The sequence below is a fragment of the Streptococcus infantis genome (genome assembly GCF_047464715.1).
In the GTDB taxonomy this organism is placed as follows: domain Bacteria; phylum Bacillota; class Bacilli; order Lactobacillales; family Streptococcaceae; genus Streptococcus; species Streptococcus infantis_S.
Window position 1 is genome coordinate 519,375 of record NZ_JASHBJ010000001.1, and the last position, 22,816, is coordinate 542,190.

Below are 22,816 nucleotides of genomic sequence, written 5' to 3' on the forward strand. Positions count from 1 at the left end.
TGGTATAATAAAAGGGAATGAAAAAACAAACGAGGCAGAGATGAAACTACTTTATACCGATATTCGGACTTCTTTGACAGAAATCCTAACTAAGGAGGCTCAAGGACTAGTTGACCAAGAAAAACGAGTCTTTTATATCGCCCCTAACTCTCTTTCTTTTGAAAAGGAGCGTGCCGTGCTGGAGTGCTTGAGTCAGCAGGCTTCTTTTGCTATCACAGTCACGCGCTTTGCTCAAATGGCTCGTTATCTGGTTTTAAACGATATACCAGCAAAGTCTAGTCTTGATGATATTGGTCTTGGCATGGCTTTTTATAAATGTCTGTCTGAGATAGACGCTAAGGATTTACGTGTTTACGGGGCTATTAAGCAAGATCCGCAATTTATCCAGCAATTGATTGAAATTTATCACGAAATGACAACTGCGAAGATGAGCTTTTTGGATTTAGAAAGTCTGGCTGACGTTGATAAACGTTCTGATTTACTCTTGAATTTTGAAAAGGTAACAGCTTATCTGAATCAAGGTCAAGTTTCGCAAGGGAGTCAATTATCATATCTGATCAATGCTATCGAAGAAAATAAAGTAAGTAGTGATTTTAGTCAGATTGCCCTAGTCATTGATGGTTTTACCCGATTTTCTGCAGAAGAAGAACACCTAGTGGATCTACTTTATCGTAAGGGTGTTGAAATTGTTATCGGGGCTTATGCGACTAAAAAAGCTTATACAAGTCCGTTTACTGAAGGGAATCTCTATCAAGCTAGTGTTGAGTTTCTACGCCATTTAGCTTTTAAATATCAGACCAAGGCAGAAAATGCATGTCAAGAACACGGAAATCTTGATGCCTTTGCTAAAGCCTCAAGACTTCTCGAAAGTGCCTATGATTATTCTGAAATCAGTTTAGAAGTGACTGATGAGGATAGAGAAGATTTACAAATCTGGTCCTGTTTGACCCAAAAAGAAGAGTTGGAGTTAGTTGCTCGTAGTATTCGTCAGAAATTGCACCAAGAGCCAAAACTTAGTTATAAGAATTTTCGTATCCTGCTAGGAGATGTAGAGTCTTATAAACTGTCTTTGCAGACAATATTTAATCAGTATCAGATTCCATTTTATCTGGGCAAGAGTGAGTCCATGGCTCATCATCCTTTAACGCAATTTGTAGAATCCATTGGACGTTTGAAACGATACAATTTTCGTCAGGAAGATTTGATTAATCTCCTACGTACTGGTTTGTATACTGACCTTAGTCAAGAGGAAATTGATAGCTTTGAACAATATATCCGTTATTTAGGAATTGATGGTCTGTCTAACTTTAAACAAGAATTTACTAAAAATCAGCGTGAAAAATTTGATTTAGAAAAGTTAAACAAGCTTCGTGTTTGTGTTCTAAGACCACTAGAAACTCTATTATCCAGTCGCAAGCAAAAGGCAGAGAATATCCTCGAAAAATGGAAGAATTTTTTGAAGGATTCCTTTGTGACCAAGCAACTTCAAATCTTATCTGCAACAATGGAAGTGGCGGAACAAGAAAGACAAGAGGAGGTCTGGAAAGCATTTTGCCACGTAATGGAGCAATTTGCAACTGTATTTGAAAGTTCTCAGGTCACTTTGGATGATTTCTTGGCTCTTCTTCATTCAGGAATGTCCTTATCAAATTATCGTACGATCCCAGCAACGGTAGATACTGTTCTGGTGCAAAGTTATGATTTGATTGCGCCTTTGACAGCTGATTACATCTATGCACTTGGCTTAACTCAAGATCACTTGCCTAAAATTGCTCAAAACACTAGTTTGTTGAGCGATGAAGAAAGGGAAGTGCTGAACCGAGCAACCCAAGAAGGTTCTCAATTACTGATTGCAAGTCAAGAAAACCTCAAGAAAAATCGCTACACCATGCTTTCTTTGGTCAACTCTGCTAAGAAGCAATTAGTCTTATCAGCGCCAAGTTTACTCAATGAAAATGAGAGTAAAGAGTCGGTTTATTTGAAAGAATTACAGGATTTTGGTTTTAGCAAGATTGAAAAGAGAATTGATCGAAAAAACCTATCAAAGGATGATATTGGTTCTTATCACAGTCTTTTGTCTAGTCTTGTTGCCTATCATCAGCAAGGTGAGATGGAGACAAGTGAACAAGACTTAACCTTTGTTAAAGTTTTAGCTCGTGTTATGGGGAGAAAGTTGGAAGACCAAGGTTTAGAAAATCCAGTCCTGCCTACAAGTCCACGAAGTAAGACTTTAGCAGCAGATACTTTGGATGCCTTGTATCCTCAAAACCAAGATTTTTATCTATCAACTTCGGGATTAACGGAGTTTTATCGAAATGAATATAGTTATTACCTTCGTTATGTCTTAGGCTTGCAGGAAGAATTGCGTCTCCGTCCTGATGCACGAAGTCACGGGAATTTCTTGCATCGTATTTTTGAACGAGCAATGAAACTTCCGACTAATGAATCCTTTGACCGACGTTTAGAACAAGCCATTTCTGAAACTAGTCAGGAACGAGAGTTTCAAGCTATTTATCAGGAAAGCTTAGAAGCTCAATTCACCAAGGAAGTTCTTTTGGATGTTGCGCGTGCAACTGGTCACATCCTTCGTCACAATTCTGAAATTGAAACAATTCAGGAAGAAGCTGTCTTTGGTGGCAAGGAACAAGCTTTTGTACAGTTAGATAATGGTCGTAATATTTATGTTCGTGGGAAGGTCGATCGTATTGACCGTTTGAAAACATCAGATGCTATTGGTGTTGTAGACTACAAATCTTCTGCAACTCAATTTAACTTTCCTCTCTTTTTTAACGGTCTAAACTCACAATTGCCAACATACTTGGCTGCTCTTAAGAAAGAAGGAAATAAAGACTTCTTTGGAGCTATGTACTTAGAAATGGCTGAACCAACTCAGTCATTACAAACTGTTAAAACTCTTTCAAAGGCAGTAACTGAAACCAATAAGAGTATGAAATACCAAGGACTATTTCTTGAAAAAGAGATAAAGAATCTTGGTGAACTATATAATAAAAACAAGACCTATCAGTTGTCTGATGAGGAATTCCAGTTATTACTGGACTACAACGCCCTTATCTACAAAAAAGCGGCAGAGAAGATTTTATCTGGTAGATTTGCTATCAATCCATATACAGAAAACGGTAGAAGCATTGCGCCCTATGTTCAGCAATATCAGTCTATTACAGGTTTTGAAGCTAATTATCATCTAGGTCAGGCTAGATTGTTAGATAAGGTAGCTAAGAGTAATGACAAGGAAGCTTGGTTTAATAAAATTAGAGAGGAGTTGGAACGATGAAATTTTTATCCCAAGAAGAGGTTGAAGAGTTGCAAGTAGCAGAAGCTCATTCTGACAAGAAACCAAAGAAAACCGCTGAGCAAATTCAAGCTATCTACAGTTCTGGTCAAAACATTCTGGTCTCAGCATCAGCTGGCTCAGGAAAAACCTTTGTCATGGCTGAACGAATTCTTGATCAACTAGCGCGTGGAGTAGAAATTCGCCAACTCTTTATTTCAACCTTTACGGTAAAGGCAGCCACCGAGTTAAAAGAACGCTTGGAAAAGAAAATCAGCCAACAAATCCAAGAGACTCAAAATTTGGAGCTAAAAAAACATCTTGGAAGACAATTAGCTGATTTACCAAACGCTGCCATCGGAACTATGGACTCTTTTACTCAGAAGTTCCTGGCTAAACATGGTTATCTGATTGACCTCGCCCCAAACTTTCGGATTCTTGAGAATGAAAGTGAACAACTTCTCTTAAAAAATGAGGTTTTTCGCCAAGTTTTTGAACAGCACTACCAAGGCAAGGATAAAGATAATTTTAGTCGATTGGTCAAAAACTTTGCAGGTAGAAGCAAAGACGCACGTGGACTACGTAAACAGGTCTATATGATTTATGACTTTTTGCAATCTACTAGCAATCCTCAGACTTGGCTACAGGATTCTTTCCTAAAAGGTTTTGAAAAGGCTGATTTTACGGTTGCTAAAGAAAAACTTGCAGAGGAAATAAAAGAAAGACTTTGGGATTTAGAAAGCTTTTTCCGTTACCATTTGGATAATGATGCCAAGGAATTTGGTAAAGCAGCTTACCTAGAATCTGTCCAACAAGTCCTTGATGAAATCGGTGCTTTAACGACTGAATCGAATTTTAATCAATGTCAGGAAGTTCTTGATAGAATAGTAAATAATATTGGTAATGGTCTTGTCAATCGTAATCGTAATGCCGACCTTAAAATTTTAAGAGAGGCCTATAATGAAGAAAGAAAAGCAAAATTTAAAAAACTAAACTCTCTTCAAAACGAAATTACGTTACTAAAATTCCAAGAAGATTATCATCAAGAGTCTTGGGACTTGGCTAAGACTTTCCAAGTTTTCATGAGTGATTTTGTTGATGCTTATCGACAACGGAAGCGCGAAGAAAATGCCTTTGAATTTGCGGATATTAGTCACTATACCATTGAGATATTGGAAAACTACCCTCAGGTTCGTCAAGAGTATCAGGAACGTTTCCACGAAGTCATGGTCGATGAGTACCAAGATACCAACCATATCCAGGAGAGGATGTTAGAACTCCTCTCTAACGGCTATAACCGTTTTATGGTGGGAGATATCAAGCAGTCTATTTATCGTTTTAGACAGGCAGATCCCCAAATTTTCAACGAAAAATTTCATAGATTTGCTCAAGATGACAAAGAAGGTCAGTTAATTCTGCTTAAGGAAAACTTCCGGAGCGGTTCAGAGGTTCTTGATGCTACGAACGATGTCTTTAAACACCTCATGGACGAGGAAGTTGGAGAGATATCTTATGACGGTATGCATCAACTTGTTTTTGGAAATACTGATATTCAATCAAATCCAGAAAACAAGGCAGAAGTTCTCTTGTACGATAAGGATGATGATAGCGATTCTGATGATGAGGAGGAACTTGCAACTAATAAACTGACTGGTGAAATGCGAATGGTGCTTAAGGAGATAATTCACCTTCATAATGATAAGGGTGTACCTTTCAAGGACATGGCTCTCTTAACTGCTAGCAGAAGTCGCAATGATCAAGTTCTGCTCGCCTTGTCTGAATATGGTATTCCTGTCAAGACAGACGGTGCTCAAGCAAACTATTTGCAATCCCTAGAAGTCCAGGTGATGTTGGATACTCTTCGTGTCATCCACAACCCTCTTCAAGACTTTGCTTTGGTTGCTCTAATGAAATCTCCGATGTTTAGCTTTGATGAGGATGAATTGGCTCGTCTCGCTCTCCAAAAATCTGAAGATAAAGTTCAAGAGAACTTTTATGAGAAATTAGTCAATGCTCAAGCGAAAACTAGTCTTCATAAGGATTTAATTAAGTCTGAACTCCATAAAAAATTAGAATTTTTCATGGAAACAGTCCAGGGGTGGCGCTTGTATTCCAAAACACATTCTCTTTATGACCTAATTTGGAAAATCTATAGCGACCGCTTTTACTATGACTATGTCGGTGCGTTGCCAAATGGTCAGGCTAGACAGGCCAACCTCTATGCCCTAGCACTACGAGCTGACCAGTTTGAAAAGAGTAATTTTAAAGGCTTATCACGTTTCATAACTATGATTGATCAAGTCTTGGAAGCCAAGCACGACCTTGCTAGTGTCACTGTAACTCCACCTAAAGATGCTGTGGAGCTTATGAGTATTCATAAGAGTAAGGGACTTGAGTTCCCTTATGTCTTTATTCTCAATATTGATCAGCAATTTAACAAGCAAGATTCCATGTCTGAAGTCATCCTAAGTCGAAAAAATGGCCTAGGTCTTAAGTATGTAGCTAGAGTAGCTACAAATGCAAAAGAGGAATATCTCCCATCATCGATTAAGTTATCCATACCAAGTTTAACTTACACGCAAAACGAAGAAGAGCTGCAATTAGCAAGCTATTCTGAGTTGATGTGTTTACTGTATGTAGCCATGACGCGTGCTGAGAAAAAACTTTATCTAGTTGGAAAAGGTTCTCGTGAAAAGTTAGAATCTAAAGAATATCCGACAAATGGAAAAGGTATTTTGACTCGAGAAACGAGACTAGATGCTCAAAATTTCCAGGATTGGATTTGGGCCATCTATCAAGCATTTTCTAAAGAGGATTTGCATTTTAGTGTACGCTTTGAAGGTGAAGAAGACCTAACCAAAGAAGCTATCGGAGAATTGGAAACTAAAAGCCAGCTCCAAGATCTTTCTCAGGCAAGCAACCGTCAGTCTGATACCATTAAGGAAGCTCTACAAATGCTGAAAGAAGTGGAAGTATACAATGAAATCCACAGAGTAGCAATTAGTCTTCCAAGTGTTCAGACCCCGAGTCAGATTAAGAAGTTTTATGAACCAGTCATGGATATGGAAGGTGTAGTAGTAGCTGGTCAAAGTAAACCAAAAGAAAATAGTATTCTGTTTGAACTTCCAGACTTCTCCAAGACAGAAAAAGTCACTGGAGCTGAAATTGGTAGTGCTACCCATGAACTCATGCAACGAATCAATCTCGATAAAAAACCTACTTTGGAAACCTTGACAGAGGCCTTGGAGCAAGTTCACACTAGCACAGCTGTTAAAGATAAAGTTAATCTAGAAAAAATCTTGTCCTTCTTTGATACAGCTCTTGGTCAAGAGATTCTTAAAAATCAAGATAAACTTTATCGAGAACAACCCTTCTCTATGTTAAAAAGAGATGATAAGAGTCAGGAAGACTTTGTTGTCCGTGGAATTTTAGATGGATATCTAGTTTATGATGATAAAATTGTTCTCTTTGACTACAAGACAGATCATTATGAATATCCAAGTCAACTGATTGAACGCTATAGAGGTCAATTATCTCTATATGCAGAAGCCTTATCCCGTTCTTACCAGATAGACAAGGTTGAAAAATATCTGATTTTGCTTGGCAAAGATATGGTTGAAGTGGTCGAGGTGAACTAATCTTGTAAAAACTATTGTCATACTTGACAGTAGTTTTTATTTATTTTCAGTTATGGTATACTAGTTTCAGAAAAGGATGTAAAAGAATCTATGCCAAAAGAAATCGATATCGAATACTATCATCAATTAGCTTTACAAAAGCAAAAAGAGCATCGTAAGTTTCTTGGAAATCTGAAAAAGAAAGCTCCTAAAAATTTAGATAAGATTGCTCTAGAGATTCACCAAGAAGTGTTTTCAGAAATTGATTGTACAGCCTGTGCCAACTGCTGCAAGAGCCTTGGACCGAACTTTAAAGAAGCAGATATCACACGCATTGCCAAGTACTTTAAAATGAAATTACCTGCTTTCGAAGACGAATTCTTACAAGTTGATGAAGATGGAGATAAAGTTTTTAAGTCCATGCCTTGTCCTTTCTTGGGTGGCGATAACCTATGTTCCATTTACGAGGTTCGTCCCAAAGCTTGTAGAGAATTCCCACATACTGATCGTAAGAAAATCTACCAAATCAACAACCTCACAATCAAAAATACCTTAACTTGTCCAGCGGCCTATCTTTTTGTTGAGAAGTTAAGGAGAAAAATAGAATAAAACAATACTTATAATAAATTTCTTCCCTAAAGACTACTTTAGGGATTTTTTGTATATTTATCCTCTGTAATTATTTAAATCTGGTTTAAAACCTTAAATTTATCTGAACTTTTTCTTAAAGAAAACTGATATAAGTTATTTTTAAGCGATGTTCTGTATAGTTATTCCATCATCAAAGAAAGAGGTATCGATATGAACTATATAGTCATTCCAGCTTATCAACCTGATAATAAACTTATCACACTCATCGAAAAAATTCACGAAAAGAGTGATTTTCATATTCTAGTTATCGACGATGGCAGTTCATCAAAGTGCCAAAAAATCTTTGATAAAGCTGAGCAATACGCTACAGTACTCCGTCACGAAGTAAATAAAGGGAAAGGACAAGCGCTTAAAACAGCCTTTTCTTATATCCAAGAACGAAACATTTATGGAACAGTAGTCACAGCAGACGCGGATGGTCAGCATAAGATTTGGGATATTTTCCGTGCGGCTAACAAAGCTTCTGAAAATCCTAACAAGCTAATCTTGGGTGTGCGTGCCTTTACAGGTAAGGTTCCACTCCGTAGTCGTTTTGGGAATAGCTTGACAAAAGTACTCTTTAAATTACAGACAGGAGTAGGAGTAACAGATACTCAGACAGGCCTTCGCGCCTTTACAACAAATCTCATTCCTTTTATGCTAAAGATCGAAGGTCAACGTTATGAATACGAAATGAACATGCTTCTGGAAGCAAGCAAAGAATATGAAATCTTAGAAGTACCAATCGAAACGGTCTATATCAATGATAATGAGGATTCACACTTCCGACCAATAAAAGATGGGCTCATGATTTATAAAAATATCTTTAAATTTGCCTTATCATCCCTTAGTAGCTTTGTTGTAGACTATATCGTTTACGCTATTGCAATCTTGTTTTTACCAACAGCGCCAACAAGTTTCCGAATTTTCCTAGCTAACGGACTAGCCCGTGTGACCAGCTCCATTTTTAACTATTCAACCAATAAAAAACTAGTCTTTAAAAACGAAGATAGCCTTGTGAAAACAGGGATGGGTTACTTCGGTCTGGCAGTAGGACTCTTTGTTCTGGACACGCTTCTTATTCGTCTATTCTATGCAGTATTTGGAATGAATCTCTTAATCGTTAAGATTATTGTTGGAATTCTTCTCTTTGCTGTTTCTTGGACAGTGCAAAAGAAATTGATCTTTAAGGAAAGGACATCAACTGTATTATGAAATTTTTAAAGAAACCATATGCTTATGCCTCGATTCTCGGTTTACTCTTGACAGGATCCTTTAGTTACTCAATGTTGAAAACTTTTGTACTCGCTGAGACTATTTCGACAGTAGCAACAACTAGCACTAGTACAAATACTGCCACGGCAAGCCAAGCAGCTAAAACAGCAACATTAACAGACTCAAGTTATAAGGATGATAATATCTCCATCAATTTGTCTGAAACGACAGTTAATACTACGCAAGTCTACGTTGCAGATGTTACAGTAAGCTCATCATATTATCTAAAAACAGCATTCGCTCAAAATGCCTTCGGAACCAATGTAACTGCAAAAACTTCTGAAACCGCTGCTGATAACAATGCTATTCTAGCGATCAATGGAGATTACTACGGAGCTAACTCTACAGGATATGTTATCCGTAATGGAGTCGTCTATCGTGATACTGTACGAGAATATTCTAGCAATGGTGATTTAGCTATTTATAAGGATGGTTCTTTCAAGATTATTTACGAAGATCAAATTTCAGCTGACCAACTAGTTAAAGATGGTGTTGTCAATCTCTTGGCTTTTGGCCCAGCTTTAGTTGAAAATAGTGAGATTGCAGTAGGAAAAAATGAAGAAGTTGGACAAGCTATGGCATCAAATCCTCGTACTGCGATTGGGATTATTGATGAAAACCACTATATTATCGTAGTTTCAGATGGACGTACTTCTGAAAGCAAGGGGCTATCACTGTACCAAATGGCTGAAGTCATGAAATCATACGGTGTAAAAACGGCCTACAACCTTGATGGTGGTGGATCATCTACGCTTTACTTCAACGGTCAGGTTATTAACAAGCCAACGACTGGAGGAAACAGAATTTCAGAAAGGGCGGTGAGTGATATTGTCTACATCGGTTATTAATCCTAACAAAAAACGTTTTAAAAAAAACTGTCATCTCTTATACACTAATTACGATTTTCTTCTTTGCCTTCTCTAGAATTTATGAAGCATTCAGTTTTGGAGAGACATCAGTTCATATGCATTACTTGTTCGCTATACCTTTGGTGGGTGGGATAATACTAGCAATCTTGCTCAAAGCTTTTCCGTATTTGTCCAGAATTAGCCTTAATTTATGGAATTCGGCAGTAGCTATTGTTACAACAGGGACACTATTCCGAGGTATTGTCAATCTATCTGGTCGTTCAACCACACTTGATGCACCATATTGGTATGTAGGTATTAGTTTTGCAATCTTAGCTATTCTATCTACATTTATAAATCCTCTTCTAACTAATAAACGTACCAAAGTAATAGAAGGTTAATTATTAGAATAAAATAAGTAGTCGTTCAGATATTGTTCGACTGCTTTTTGTTGACTTTTATTTCTAAATTGTTTTAACAATATTACAACTTTCTTTCTTCTTAAAGATGTTACTTTTATATTTGAAATTATATTGTATAATAAAATGGATAATTCTCGTCTGTAATAGAGATAAGCAAGAAATAAAGAATATGAATTTATAAAATTGAAAGGATAAAATAATGAAAAAGTTATTGCTGGCTAGTACAGTTGTTCTTTCCATAGCAGGGATTTCAAAAAATAACGTCCTGGCTGAAGAAAACCAAGCTACAAACAAAGTACAAAGTTCAGAAAAAACTGTAGCAAATGGAACGAGTAAGGAAGCTAAAGAGAAAAAGCAAGCTCAAGGTCAAGAGCAGAACGATAAGCAGAATCAAAACTCAAATCAACAGAATCCTGAAAAAGAATCTTCTCATACCACACAGAAACCGGAAACAGCTGTTACTAAGGATAACTCTTCAACAGAAGAAATTACTGAAGAAGTCAACAAAGAAGGTTGGCAAAAAGAGAATGGTCAATGGCGTTATTATGAAAATAAAAAGGCTGTTACGAATTGGAAAAAAATAGCTGGTCACTGGTATTATTTTAACCAAGACGGTACCATGCTTAGCAATAAAGTTTATGATGACTATCTCTTTAACAAAAGCGGAGCTATGGTTGAAACTTCTTGGGTAAAAATGGATGAAAAATGGTATTATGCCACAGAATCAGGAAAGATTATCCGCAACAAATGGGAAAAAATTAACGGTTTTTGGTATCGTTTCGACGAAACTGGTGCCATGTTAACCAAAACCATTTATAACGACTACCTTCTTCAAAGTAGCGGTGCTATGCATGAGAAGGGTTGGGTAAAGATGGATGATAAGTGGTATTATGCTACAGACTCAGGAAAGATTATCCGCAACAAATGGGAAAAAATTAGCGGTTCATGGTATCGTTTTGATGAAACTGGTATCATGTTAAGCAAAACCATTTATAATGACTATCTTCTTCAGACTAGCGGTGCTATGGCTGAAAAGAACTGGGTAAAAATGGCTGAAAAGTGGTACTATGCTACTGATTCAGGAAAAGTCGTTCGTAATAAATGGGAAAAGATTAATAGCTCTTGGTACTTATTTGATAAAGACGGGGTCATGTTGAGTAGTCAATGGAAAGATAAATACTACCTAAAAGATAGTGGCGCCATGGCTCAAAATGAATGGTTCTTTGATAAAAAATACAATAGTTGGTTCTACTTAAAATCAGATGGTTCTTATGCTGAAAATCAATGGGAAGGGTCCTACTATCTCAAATCATATGGTTATATGGCCAAGAATGAGTGGATCTTTGATAAGAGTTACAATGCTTGGTATTATCTAAAAGAAGATGGACTATATGCTACTGGAACACTCAAAATCAATGGTAAAAATTATAGCTTTGAAAATAACGGGAAGTGGATCTCTAACCCATCTAGTTATTATAAAGTAAAACCAATAACAGCCTATGTTTATAGTGCTTCTGGAGCTAGACTTAGCTATATTTCTCAAGGTACTATAGTTGCTGTTTCTGACACAGAGTCTCAAGGTGACCGACTCCCAGTCCAAATTTCTGGACTTTCAGGCTTTATGAATAAGAGTGACCTTGCAGCTGTTAACACTAATAATGAGTTTATCCCTCATTACACAAGTGATGGTCGTTACGTTTATCACGAGTTATCACCTTATACAAGTATTCGTGTAGCACGTCATAGTTCATCGATGGCTATTGGTACAAAATACTATTCAGCAGATGGCGTTAACTTTGATAACTTTAAAGTTGAGAACCCATTCCTCTATAGAGATCTAAGAAAGCCAACAAATTATACAGCAGCTGAACTCGATAAAGTTTATTCTCTTATGAATATTCAGGGGAGCCGACTTGCAGGAAAAGGAGAGGTCTTCAAAGAAGCGGAGAAACGCTATCAGGTGAATGCACTCTATCTAATGGCGCACAGTGCTCTAGAAAGTGCATGGGGACGTAGTCAGATTGCAAAAGATAAGAATAACTTCTTTGGTATTGCTGCCTATGACACCACTCCATATGATTCTGCAAAGAGTTTCGACAATGTTGATAAGGGAATCCTAGGTGCAGCTAAATGGATCAGAGAGAATTATATTGATGAAGGTAGAACCCATCTTGGTAATAAATCATCTGGAATGAACGTTCTTTACGCTTCTGATCCATATTGGGGTGAAAAGATTGCCAGCATTATGATGACAATCAATAGTAAACTTGGTGAAAAAGATTAAAATATTTTAAAATCGATAACTTTAAAATGGTTATCGATTTTTGTCTGTCTTTAACGATCATGAAATAAAAAGGATTTACTTTTTAGTAAACCCTTTTTTGTTTATGAACTTAAATACTCTAAAATTAAACCTCTTTAATTATGTTCATTAAAATTAGTTATTTTTAGATTTAAGTGAGTTTCTAACAACTAGAATTGATGAAACAAGGATGAGAGTACCAAGAATTGTTACAAATGTTCCTTTATTTTCACCAGTTTTTGGAAGCCCTGGTTTATCCTTAGTTGTAGTTACTGTAGATTTAGGCTCTTCAGTTGTAGTTGTTGTGCTTGAAGTAGTCTTAGACTCACCAGTTGTAGTTGTTGTGCTTGAAGTAGTCTTAGGTTCTTCAGTTGTAGTTGTTGTGCTTGAAGTAGTCTTAGGTTCTTCAGTTGTAGTTGTTGTGCTTGAAGTAGTCTTAGGCTCTTCAGTTGTAGTTGTTGTGCTTGAAGTAGTCTTAGGTTCTTCAGTTGTAGTTGTTGTGCTTGAAGTAGTTGTAGACTCTTCAGTTGTTGTTGTAGTTGAAGTAGTTGTAGGCTCTTCAGTTGTAGTTGTAGTTGAAGTAGTTGTAGGCTCTTCAGTTGTAGTTGTAGTTGAAGTAGTTGTAGGCTCTTCAGTTGTTGTTGTAGTTGAAGTAGTTGTAGACTCTTCAGTTGTTGTGGTTGTTGAAGTAGTCGTTGGCTCTTCGGTTGTAGTTGTTGTAGTTGAAGTAGTTGTAGACTCTTCAGTTGTTGTTGTAGTTGAAGTAGTTGTAGACTCTTCAGTTGTTGTTGTAGTTGAAGTAGTTGTAGGCTCTTCAGTTGTAGTTGTAGTTGAAGTAGTTGTAGGCTCTTCAGTTGTAGTTGTAGTTGAAGTAGTCGTTGGCTCTTCAGTTGTTGTGGTTGTTGAAGTAGTTGTAGGCTCTTCAGTTGTTGTTGTAGTTGTTGAAGTAGTCGTTGGCTCTTCAGTTGTAGTTGTGGTTGTGGTTGTAGTTGTAGTAGTAGTAGTTGAAGTTTGATCGCCATCCACACCACCGTTTGCATTGATGTTTGCCACAGATGCGTTTACTTCTTTGGCCACAACCGCAGTTTCACCTTTGACTTGGTACCAAACTTTTGTGTTGTTCTTGAAGTCTTTTTGCTTTTCATTTTCTAATTTTGTACGATAGAAAATTAGAACGCCAGTCTTGTTGATCAAGTCTTTTGGAATTGTAACAGTGATTTTTCCAGAAGCATCAATTGTGAATGTTGATCCAGGAAAGGCCGCTAAGAAATCGTCGATAGCAGTTGCACCACCGTAATATCCAGGTTTATTACCTGTTGTAGTAATACTGAAGCTATCTTTTACAAGTGAATGACCACCTTGGATTTCATCTTCCACACGAACGTCGCCGTCCACTTCTAAGTTCATTGCGTTGATTGTCAATGTCCAAAGAATGTGTTCAGGATCATTAGCGTGCATATCCCCAGCTTTTAAGTAGAATGGAGCGTGGTTTTCGCCAGTCGCCTCTTTCTTAACGCTTAGATCTACTGTCTTATCTCCACTGATGATAGTGAATTTACCAACATGTTCTTTATCAGTTGCTGTATCATTATGAACTTCAATCTCAAATTCACCCCAACCACGGATGTTTTGAAGGTTTTTGATAGCTTCGTTAAAAGTAACAGTAGCAGAGCCATCAGTAATGACCATGTCTCCAACGTAAGTTCCGTCGATGTTTAGAGGAATAGTCTTTTTAAAACCTACCCCATAGACTGTACCAGAACTAGTCCAATTAACTTTTAATGTATCACCTGGTTGGATTTTTTGTGCGTGCTCGTCAAATGTAAACTTAACAGTTGTTTGTCCACCATCTGTGATTTCATTTGATGAAACAGTCAGAGAGCTAATATTATTACTGACATCTCCAGCTTTTACCACATCAGACTGCGAAAATACTATGAACAATAAGGGTAAAAATACAAGAAAGAAGACTTTTGCAAGTCTACTTAGATTATTTTTTTTCATTTCCTTCTCCTATTTGTCTCCAAATTTTTACACCTATTTGTGTGTTAAAACCAAAACTTACAAATATATGCATAATTATATAGGTTACTTTTTCAAGACAACACTACTAAAAATGCACCTCCTACTAGTCAATTATCAAAAAAATATCCTATAAGGTGAATTATATCACAAATAAATAAAACTTCAAGTATTTAACTGTTCTAATTATAAAATTATATTAAATTCTCTGAAAAAATTTAAACATTTACTTTGAACAATGTTTGTAAGCAATGATTCATTCGTCGAGGAAATGAAAAAGGACTATTTTTGAAATAGTCCTTTATATAGTTAATCAATCTTTAACATTATTCTTTTTCATTTTTACGTAAGAATGCAATGGCACCGATTGATGAAATGAGAGTTACAAAACCAATGATAGTAACTAACGTTCCTTTGCCTTCACCAGTATTAGGAAGTCCTGGTTTGTCGTTTGTTGTTGTTACTGTAGATTTAGGTTCTTCACCAGTGGTTGTTGTAGTTGTTGTAGTTGAAGTAGTCTTAGGCTCTTCAGTTGTAGTTGTTGTGCTTGAAGTAGTCTTAGGTTCTTCAGTTGTAGTTGTTGTGCTTGAAGTAGTCTTAGGTTCTTCAGTTGTAGTTGTTGTGCTTGAAGTAGTCTTAGGCTCTTCAGTTGTAGTTGTTGTGCTTGAAGTAGTCTTAGGTTCTTCAGTTGTAGTTGTTGTGCTTGAAGTAGTCTTAGGTTCTTCAGTTGTTGTTGTTGTGCTTGAAGTAGTCTTAGGTTCTTCAGTTGTAGTTGTTGTGCTTGAAGTAGTCTTAGGTTCTTCAGTTGTTGTTGTTGTGCTTGAAGTAGTTGTAGACTCTTCAGTTGTTGTTGTAGTTGAAGTAGTTGTAGGCTCTTCAGTTGTTGTTGTAGTTGAAGTAGTTGTAGACTCTTCAGTTGTTGTTGTAGTTGAAGTAGTTGTAGGCTCTTCAGTTGTTGTGGTTGTTGAAGTAGTCGTTGGCTCTTCGGTTGTAGTTGTTGTAGTTGAAGTAGTTGTAGACTCTTCAGTTGTTGTTGTAGTTGAAGTAGTTGTAGGCTCTTCAGTTGTAGTTGTAGTTGAAGTAGTCGTTGGCTCTTCAGTCGTAGTTGTAGTAGTTGTAGTTGTTGTTTCTTCTTTTGGATTCACAATTGTTTTAGTTGCTGAACGATCAGCTCCAAAATCATCAACGTTAACTTCTGTATCTGCATCCTTGATGATATAGCCGGATGGTGCTTCAACCTCGGTGATAATATATTTATCTTTCAACAGTTTGTTAACAGCAATATTACCATTATCATCTGATACATACTCACCAATAACTTGGTTATTAGCTTGACGAACTACTTTAAATTTAGCACCCTTAAGTGGTTGATTCGCTTCATCTACTTTATGGATATTGATTGAGTATACATAACCAAGACCAGCACCACCAGCAATTTGAACTGCAGCAGCATTAGTTATGCTGGTACTTTCAATACCAACACCTTTAAGAGTTGCATCATTTTTTAAGACCTCACCGTCTACAGGGTCATAATTTAGACGAACGTTATAAGAAATACGATACTGATCTTGATCTGTAATGTCACCTAGTTCGATAACGAAGGATTGGCCGTCTTCACTAACTGTAATTTTATGTTGATCTGTAACATCAACGCGGTTTGAGAATACCCATTCACCAGTTTCGTAAGAGAATTTACCTTTGATAACTTTAATACTATCTTTTACATAGCTAGCATTTGTAAATTGCAAGTGGTCTTCAATCGTTACACCTTGAATATTCTCTTTTGTACGATTGACTGAAATAGTGTATTGGATCTCTCTTTTATCACCTTCATTAACCCAACTAGTCTTTGTTAAAACTTTTGGATCTCCATCTCCGATACCTTTAAATGTAATCTTCCCAGCAGGTTTTGATTCTTTGTTTATCGTAATCTCAATTGGAATTTCTCCTTGTTGAGGATGTTTTTTGAAATCGACACGAGCATAGAAGAAGAAAGAGCCATTTGTATCGTTATGTTTTTCAACATAATCCGTATAAGTTAAAGAAATGGACTTGTTATCCGCACTTACTTTAGCGTGCGCGATAATCTCATTTGTATTGATATCACGAATTTCGAATGATTGTGAAGTAACCACCAAAGCGTCTGGTACAGTCATAACAGTAGTATCCCCTGCTTTGACATTTTTTCCAGATAAATCAAAATTTGCATTGATACGGAATGTAGCCCATTGCGCTAAATCCCAAGTTAGATCTCCACCTTCATTATTTACAACTTTGACATCTGTAATTGCATCTACAAATTTTCCAGTTACAGAAACCTCAGGAGTTTCAGCAAATGTCTTATTCAAACTAAATACAAAGACAGTTGTCAATAAGCAAATAATAAAAGAAAAGATTCCCAATTTCTTTTTGTTCTTCATTATTTTCCTTCCCTTTTGTTAGATTGGTATTCTTAAGATACAAAAAAATTGTACTTTAAGTAATACTCCCTGAGTAAATTATTATATAGGATGATTTTATAGACACCCTTATTACTGGCCTCCTCCTAGTCTATTACTAAAACTATCCTATAAGCGAATTATATCACATTATAATGTGTACATCAATAATATATATGTGGAATTTGCTATAAATTAAAAAAATCACAAAGAATTAGAATTTATCTGTTTCTTAAGAAATAAAATGATAGAAAAACGCTTACATTCTTTGTTTTATCAGATTTAAATTTTTAGTGTTTCATCTAATGATAAAAAAATCATTTCAACAATTTACAAAAATCTAAGAATTAACTATTTTTGAATACTAGAAATTTTATATTAAATTTTATTATTTATTATATTTTTAAAATTACTTATTTGAAAATCAATCGTGTGAGGATTTATTATTCTATCTGTTTGTGCTATACTTTGAAGTATATTAAGACTATTGAATACAGGACAATAAATTAATGACTTATAAATTTTTACTCTTTGACCTCGATCATACTTTACTTGATTTTGATGCTGCTGAGGATGTAGCCTTATCGCACCTCCTAAAAGAAGAAGGAGTTGAGGATATCCAAGCATACAAGGATTATTATGTGCCAATGAACAGAACACTTTGGAAGGATTTGGAGCTGAAAAAGATTACAAAACAAGAACTAGTCAATACACGTTTTGCAAAATTGTTTGCTCATTTTGGCATTGAAAAAGATGGTGCCTACTTAGCAGAGCGTTACCAGTTTTTCCTGTCTAAACAGGGACAGATTTTCCCAGGTGTGGAAGATTTATTAAAAAAATTGATACATCAGGGCTTTGAACTCTATGCTGCGACAAATGGAATTACCTATATTCAGACAGGTCGTTTGGAACAATCTGGTATCGCACCATTTTTCAAGGAAATCTTCATTTCAGAGCAACTTCATACCCAAAAACCAGATGCAGCATTTTATGAGAAAATTGGATCTCGTATCCCTAACTTTAATAAAAACCATGCCCTTATGATTGGTGATTCTTTGTCAGCTGATATTCAGGGTGGAAATAATGCTGGCATTGATACCATCTGGTACAATCCTCATCATCTGGAAAATAAGACGCTAGCAAAGCCGACTTATGAAGTCGACTCCTACCAAGCTCTTCTAGAAATTTTATAGAAACTGTAAAAAGTGGTTTAGATAGCCACTTTTTGCTATAATAGAGGCAGTAAAAACGAAGGAATAGATAACGATGTTAAGGGCAGAACTTTCTCTTTATGAACCATTGTATACACTAAAGGAAGTTGATCAAAATATCTGGATAGTAGATGGTGATTTAATTCAAATGGACATGAAAATCTTCAAACTTCCATTTCAGACACGTATGACGGTGATTAAGTTAAATGATTGCAAACTTTGGATTCATTCTCCTATTGCGCCAAATGAGCAACTCTTTACCGAACTGGATGCTTTGGGCAAAGTTGCTTACCTGATTTCACCCAATAAGATTCACTACGCCTATATTGCAGATTGGAAAAAAAGATATCCTTATGCACAAGCATGGTCTAGTCCAGGAGTTGAAGAGAGAGCGAAAAGTCAGAATGTCAAGGTAGAATTTGATGCTCCTTTAACAGATATGGCTCCTGACCTATGGTCTGATGAGATTGAACAGCTTGTTTTTAAGGGAAGTTCTGTCATCGAAGAGGTGGTATTTTTTCATAAATCAACTAAAACACTTATTTTAACAGACCTTATAGAGAATTTTGAACCTGAAAATATAGCTAGTCCAATTCGCAGAAGATTCTATCGTTTAGCTCGTGTAACAGCTCCTGATGGTCAAACTCCTATTGACTATCGGATGACTTTTATAGGAAGGCAAAGGGAAGCAAAGGTTTCCTTTGCCCGTATGTTAAACTGGAAACCGGATAAGATCATTCTTGCACATGGTTTATGCTTTTTTAAAAATGGTACGGATGAATTAAGACGTGCCTTTAGATGGATACGATAAAGGAGTTGGCGATGCAACACTCATCTTGGCATGCTTTGATTAAGGAGCAATTACCTGAAGGTTATTTTGGGAAAATCAATCAATTTATGGAACAGGTCTATGCTCAGGGAACTGTTTATCCACCTAAGGAGAAGGTTTTTCAGGCTCTTTTGACGACTCCGCTGGAAGAGGTTAAGGTAGTGATTCTGGGGCAGGATCCCTATCATGGGCCTGGTCAAGCTCAGGGCTTGAGTTTTTCAGTTCCAGATTCTATTCCAGCACCTCCTTCTTTGCAAAATATTTTAAAAGAACTTGCGGATGATATTGGGGTAAAACCGTCTCATGACTTGACCTCTTGGGCGGAGCAGGGTGTTTTGCTTCTCAATGCTTGCTTGACAGTCCCTGCTGGCCAGGCTAATGGTCATGCTGGTCAGATATGGGAGCCATTCACGGATGCAGTGATTAAGGTTGTCAATAATTTAGATAGACCTGTGGTTTTTGTACTCTGGGGTGCTTATGCACGTAAGAAGAAGTTCTTGGTTAAAAATCCTCAGCACTTAATTATCGAATCAGCCCACCCAAGTCCTCTTTCTGTTTACAGAGGATTTTGGGGTTCCAAGCCTTTTTCCAAGGCCAATGCATTCTTAAAAGAAACAGGACAAGAGCCAATCGATTGGCTTAGATAAGGAGAGAATATGCCTCAGTTAGCGACAATTTGCTACATTGATAATGGAAAAGAATTGCTCATGCTTCATCGCAATAAAAAGCCTAATGATGTCCATGAAGGAAAATGGATCGGTGTAGGTGGCAAGTTAGAGCGTGGAGAAACTCCACAAGAATGTGCTGCTCGTGAGATTTTAGAAGAAACTGGTCTAAAAGCAAAACCAGTATTAAAGGGAGTTATCACCTTTCCTGAGTTTACACCAGACCTGGACTGGTACACCTATGTATTTAAGGTGACTGAGTTTGAGGGGGAATTGATTGATTGTAATGAAGGGACTTTAGAATGGGTTCCTTATGACGAGGTTTTAAGCAAACCAACCTGGGAAGGAGACCACACCTTCGTAGAGTGGCTTTTAGAAGATAAACCATTCTTTTCAGCCAAGTTTGTTTATGATGGTGATAAGTTATTGGATACCCAAGTGGATTTCTACGAATAAAGGAGAAAGCAGATGTTACTAATTAAAAATGGTCGAGTAATGGATCCAAAGTCTGGTTTGGATAAAGTTTGTGATGTTTTGGTTGATGAAGGGAAAATCATTCAAATTGCTCCTCAAATTGATAAGGATGAAGCTCAAGTTGTTGATGCAACTGGACTTGTGGTTGCACCTGGATTGGTAGATATCCATGTCCATTTCCGTGAACCTGGTCAGACTCATAAAGAAGACATTCATACAGGTGCTTTAGCAGCTGCAGCAGGTGGTTTTACGACAGTTGTCATGATGGCTAATACCAATCCAACCATTTCAGATGTTGAGACTTTGCAGGAAGTTCTTCAGTCTGCCGCTAAGGAAAAGATTAACGTTAAGTCTGTGGCTACAATTACCAAAAACTTTAATGGCCAAGATTTGACAGACTTTAAGGCGCTTTTAGAAGCTGGAGCCGTTGGTTTTTCTGATGATGGTATTCCTCTTGAAAGTAGTAAAGTAGTTAAAGAAGCTATGGAAGAGGCTAAAAAACTCAACACTTTTATCAGCTTGCACGAAGAAGATCCTGGTCTGAATGGTACGCTTGGCTTTAACGAAAATATCGCTAAAGAGCACTTTCATATCTGCGGTGCTACTGGGGTTGCAGAGTATGCAATGATTGCACGTGATGTCATGATTGCCTACGCAACCAAGGCTCATGTTCATATTCAGCATTTATCTAAGGAAGAAAGTGTCAAGGTTGTGGAGTTTGCTCAAAATTTGGGAGCCAACGTAACTGCAGAAGTTGCTCCACAGCATTTTTCGAAGACTGAAGCTCTTCTCTTGACTAAAGGAAGCAACGCAAAGATGAATCCACCACTTCGCTTGGAGTCTGATCGCCGTGCAGTTATCGAAGGACTCAAGTCAGGTGTCATTTCAGTAATTGCGACAGATCACGCGCCTCACCATGCTGACGAAAAAAATGTTGAGGATATTACCAAAGCGCCATCAGGTATGACAGGTTTGGAAACTTCTTTGTCACTAGGTTTAACCTATTTGGTGGAGCCTGGCGAGTTGAGTTTAATGCAATTGCTAGAAAAAATGTCCTACAACCCAGCAAAACTTTATAACTTTGAAGCAGGTTATCTATCAGAAAACGGTCCGGCTGATATTACAATTTTTGATGATCAAGCGGATCGAATCGTAGACACGCATTTTGCTTCTAAAGCAGCGAATTCACCATTCATCGGTGAAACTTTAAAAGGGCAGGTAAAATACACTATTTGTAATGGACAGATTGTCTATAAAAACTAAATAGAATACTGCTCTATAAAATTAAAATTTAGAGAGAGTCTGTATGTATCCAACCCATCATTTTAAAGACAAATTTATCTTATTTCTTAAGATTTTCTTTCCAATTTTAGTTTATCAATTCGCGAATTACTCAGCTTCATTTGTAGATACGACTATGACTGGTCAGTACAATACTATTGATTTGGCTGGCGTATCAATGGCGACAAGTTTGTGGAATCCTTTCTTTACTTTTCTAACAGGTATTGTTTCAGCCTTGGTTCCTATAGTTGGACATCATTTGGGTCGAGGAAAGAAAAATGAAGTGGCTTCTGATTTTTATCAATTTCTTTATCTTTCGCTTGGATTATCCATCTTTCTATTTGTTTTAGTTTTTCTTGCTGCGCCACTAATTCTAAACAATATGGGGCTAGAAGCAGCAGTGGCAGATATAGCAATTCGTTATCTATGGTTTTTAGCAATAGGGATTATTCCACTCTTACTTTTTAGTGTTATCCGTTCATTATTGGATGCACTGGGATTAACTAAGCTATCCATGTATTTAATGCTTTTATTGCTACCTCTCAATAGTGGTTTTAACTACCTCTTAATCTACGGAGCTTTTGGCTTCCCTGAGTTAGGAGGTGCAGGAGCAGGTCTGGGTACATCTTTAGCTTATTGGGCGTTGTTGGGGATTTCCATACTAGTCCTTCTTAAACAGGAAAAATTGAAAGAACTGCATTTAGAGAAACGATTACCCTTAGACGGAGATAAAATAAAAGAAGCAATCAAATTAGGCTTACCGATAGGTGGAACCGTATTTGCAGAGGTTGCTATTTTTTCAGCAGTTGGCTTGATTATGGCAAAATTTTCATCGTTGATTATTGCTAGCCATCAGTCAGCTATGAATTTTTCATCTCTCATGTACGCCTTTCCTATGAGTGTTTCAACAGCAATGGCAATTGTTGTTTCTTACGAAGTTGGAGCCAAACGATTAGAAGATGCTAAAAAATATATTAAAATCGGTCGACTATCAGCTATGGCATTCGCAATTTTGACACTTTCCTTTCTATATGTTTTTAGAGAAAATGTTGCCAGTCTATATGGTCATGATCCAGAGTTCATTCAATTAACTGCAAGTTTTATGACCTATAGCTTGTTTTTCCAGTTAGCTGACACATTTGCAGCGCCATTACAAGGAATTTTACGAGGTTACAAAGATACTGTCATACCTTTCTACCTTGGTCTCCTTGGATACTGGGGAGTTGCTATACCTCTTGGTGTGTTTCTAGATTATTCAACAAATCTTGATGCTTATTCATATTGGATAGGTCTTATCGTAAGTTTAGTTGTCAGTGGCCTACTCTATCAGTGGCGTTTACAAGTTATTATGAAAAGATTCAAATAATTTGATGAAAATATCCTTGAAAATTAGTTTGTGAAATAGTCGTTTTATGTAAAGAAAAGTCTTGATTTCATTGACTTTTCTTTTTTTATATTGTGAAAAAATAGCAAGCATATTCTTTGACTCTCATTAACCTATAAGTTAGAATAG

The 22,816-nt window shown here is 36.8% G+C and carries 14 protein-coding genes and 1 pseudogene; 13 read left to right on the forward strand and 2 right to left on the reverse strand.

Annotated elements, in window-relative coordinates:
- The first annotated feature begins 40 nt into the window (after window positions 1-40).
- The 7 genes and pseudogenes from rexB to QM419_RS02680 all read left to right on the forward strand — a co-directional run bounded on the left by rexB (window position 41) and on the right by QM419_RS02680 (window position 12,365).
- Window positions 41-3,292: an ATP-dependent nuclease subunit B gene (gene rexB, locus QM419_RS02650; protein WP_414277788.1), complete on the forward strand. Its 3,252-nt coding sequence runs from the start codon at window positions 41-43 to the stop codon at window positions 3,290-3,292.
- Complete coding sequence (gene addA, locus QM419_RS02655) at window positions 3,289-6,927, forward strand: helicase-exonuclease AddAB subunit AddA (protein ID WP_414277789.1); 3,639 nt, start codon at window positions 3,289-3,291, stop codon at window positions 6,925-6,927. The genes rexB and addA overlap by 4 nt, the downstream gene beginning before the upstream one ends.
- Before the next feature lie 90 nt (window positions 6,928-7,017).
- The gene (locus QM419_RS02660) at window positions 7,018-7,515 is read left to right on the forward strand and encodes a YkgJ family cysteine cluster protein (protein WP_414277790.1); all 498 of its coding nucleotides are present in this window, start codon (window positions 7,018-7,020) and stop codon (window positions 7,513-7,515) included.
- A 192-nt stretch (window positions 7,516-7,707) separates the two neighbouring features.
- The gene (locus QM419_RS02665) at window positions 7,708-8,751 is read left to right on the forward strand and encodes a glycosyltransferase (RefSeq protein WP_414277791.1); all 1,044 of its coding nucleotides are present in this window, start codon (window positions 7,708-7,710) and stop codon (window positions 8,749-8,751) included.
- Entirely contained in the window at window positions 8,748-9,659 is a 912-nt protein-coding gene (locus QM419_RS02670; RefSeq protein ID WP_414277792.1) for a phosphodiester glycosidase family protein, read from the forward strand. The genes QM419_RS02665 and QM419_RS02670 overlap by 4 nt, the downstream gene beginning before the upstream one ends.
- Window positions 9,634-10,060: pseudogene (locus QM419_RS02675) on the forward strand (hypothetical protein). The gene QM419_RS02670 and the pseudogene QM419_RS02675 overlap by 26 nt, the downstream one beginning before the upstream one ends.
- Window positions 10,061-10,280: 220 nt before the next feature.
- Window positions 10,281-12,365 (forward strand): glucosaminidase domain-containing protein, encoded by a 2,085-nt coding sequence (locus QM419_RS02680; RefSeq protein WP_414277793.1) that lies wholly within the window; start codon window positions 10,281-10,283, stop codon window positions 12,363-12,365.
- Window positions 12,366-12,518: 153 nt separating this feature from the next.
- On the opposite strand, the gene QM419_RS02685 is transcribed toward QM419_RS02680, so the two are convergent.
- Both QM419_RS02685 and QM419_RS02690 read right to left on the reverse strand, forming a co-directional pair.
- Complete coding sequence (locus QM419_RS02685; protein WP_414277794.1) at window positions 12,519-14,387, reverse strand: LPXTG cell wall anchor domain-containing protein; 1,869 nt, start codon at window positions 14,385-14,387, stop codon at window positions 12,519-12,521.
- Window positions 14,388-14,731: 344 nt separating this feature from the next.
- The gene (locus QM419_RS02690) at window positions 14,732-16,825 is read right to left on the reverse strand and encodes an Ig-like domain-containing protein (RefSeq protein ID WP_414277795.1); all 2,094 of its coding nucleotides are present in this window, start codon (window positions 16,823-16,825) and stop codon (window positions 14,732-14,734) included.
- Between the two features lie 527 nt (window positions 16,826-17,352).
- Here QM419_RS02690 and QM419_RS02695 point away from each other — a divergent pair.
- The 6 genes from QM419_RS02695 to QM419_RS02720 all read left to right on the forward strand — a co-directional run bounded on the left by QM419_RS02695 (window position 17,353) and on the right by QM419_RS02720 (window position 22,669).
- Window positions 17,353-18,036 (forward strand): YjjG family noncanonical pyrimidine nucleotidase, encoded by a 684-nt coding sequence (locus QM419_RS02695; protein WP_414277796.1) that lies wholly within the window; start codon window positions 17,353-17,355, stop codon window positions 18,034-18,036.
- 73 nt (window positions 18,037-18,109) lie between these two features.
- Window positions 18,110-18,865: a DUF4336 domain-containing protein gene (locus QM419_RS02700; protein ID WP_414277797.1), complete on the forward strand. Its 756-nt coding sequence runs from the start codon at window positions 18,110-18,112 to the stop codon at window positions 18,863-18,865.
- Window positions 18,866-18,876: 11 nt separating this feature from the next.
- Window positions 18,877-19,530 carry a uracil-DNA glycosylase gene (locus tag QM419_RS02705; protein WP_414259073.1) on the forward strand — a complete coding sequence of 218 codons (654 nt, stop codon included), beginning with the start codon at window positions 18,877-18,879 and terminating at the stop codon, window positions 19,528-19,530.
- A gap of 9 nt (window positions 19,531-19,539) precedes the next feature.
- Window positions 19,540-20,004, forward strand: coding sequence for an NUDIX hydrolase (locus QM419_RS02710; protein WP_001135775.1), 465 nt, complete (start codon window positions 19,540-19,542; stop codon window positions 20,002-20,004).
- A 12-nt stretch (window positions 20,005-20,016) separates the two neighbouring features.
- Entirely contained in the window at window positions 20,017-21,285 is a 1,269-nt protein-coding gene (locus tag QM419_RS02715) for a dihydroorotase (RefSeq protein WP_414277798.1), read from the forward strand.
- A gap of 43 nt (window positions 21,286-21,328) precedes the next feature.
- Window positions 21,329-22,669: an MATE family efflux transporter gene (locus QM419_RS02720; protein WP_414277799.1), complete on the forward strand. Its 1,341-nt coding sequence runs from the start codon at window positions 21,329-21,331 to the stop codon at window positions 22,667-22,669.
- Window positions 22,670-22,816: the final 147 nt, after the last annotated feature.

Bases quoted from the DNA above. Each gene is read 5' to 3' on its own strand.
- QM419_RS02705 (WP_414259073.1), top strand. From the start codon at position 18,877: ATGCAACACTCATCTTGGCATGCTTTGATTAAGGAGCAATTACCTGAA.
- QM419_RS02680 (WP_414277793.1), top strand. From the start codon at position 10,281: ATGAAAAAGTTATTGCTGGCTAGTACAGTTGTTCTTTCCATAGCAGGG.
- QM419_RS02695 (WP_414277796.1), top strand. From the start codon at position 17,353: ATGACTTATAAATTTTTACTCTTTGACCTCGATCATACTTTACTTGAT.
- QM419_RS02700 (WP_414277797.1), top strand. From the start codon at position 18,110: ATGTTAAGGGCAGAACTTTCTCTTTATGAACCATTGTATACACTAAAG.
- QM419_RS02690 (WP_414277795.1), bottom strand. From the start codon at position 16,825: ATGAAGAACAAAAAGAAATTGGGAATCTTTTCTTTTATTATTTGCTTA.
- QM419_RS02660 (WP_414277790.1), top strand. From the start codon at position 7,018: ATGCCAAAAGAAATCGATATCGAATACTATCATCAATTAGCTTTACAA.
- addA (WP_414277789.1), top strand. From the start codon at position 3,289: ATGAAATTTTTATCCCAAGAAGAGGTTGAAGAGTTGCAAGTAGCAGAA.
- QM419_RS02670 (WP_414277792.1), top strand. From the start codon at position 8,748: ATGAAATTTTTAAAGAAACCATATGCTTATGCCTCGATTCTCGGTTTA.
- QM419_RS02685 (WP_414277794.1), bottom strand. From the start codon at position 14,387: ATGAAAAAAAATAATCTAAGTAGACTTGCAAAAGTCTTCTTTCTTGTA.
- QM419_RS02710 (WP_001135775.1), top strand. From the start codon at position 19,540: ATGCCTCAGTTAGCGACAATTTGCTACATTGATAATGGAAAAGAATTG.
- rexB (WP_414277788.1), top strand. From the start codon at position 41: ATGAAACTACTTTATACCGATATTCGGACTTCTTTGACAGAAATCCTA.
- QM419_RS02715 (WP_414277798.1), top strand. From the start codon at position 20,017: ATGTTACTAATTAAAAATGGTCGAGTAATGGATCCAAAGTCTGGTTTG.
- QM419_RS02720 (WP_414277799.1), top strand. From the start codon at position 21,329: ATGTATCCAACCCATCATTTTAAAGACAAATTTATCTTATTTCTTAAG.
- QM419_RS02665 (WP_414277791.1), top strand. From the start codon at position 7,708: ATGAACTATATAGTCATTCCAGCTTATCAACCTGATAATAAACTTATC.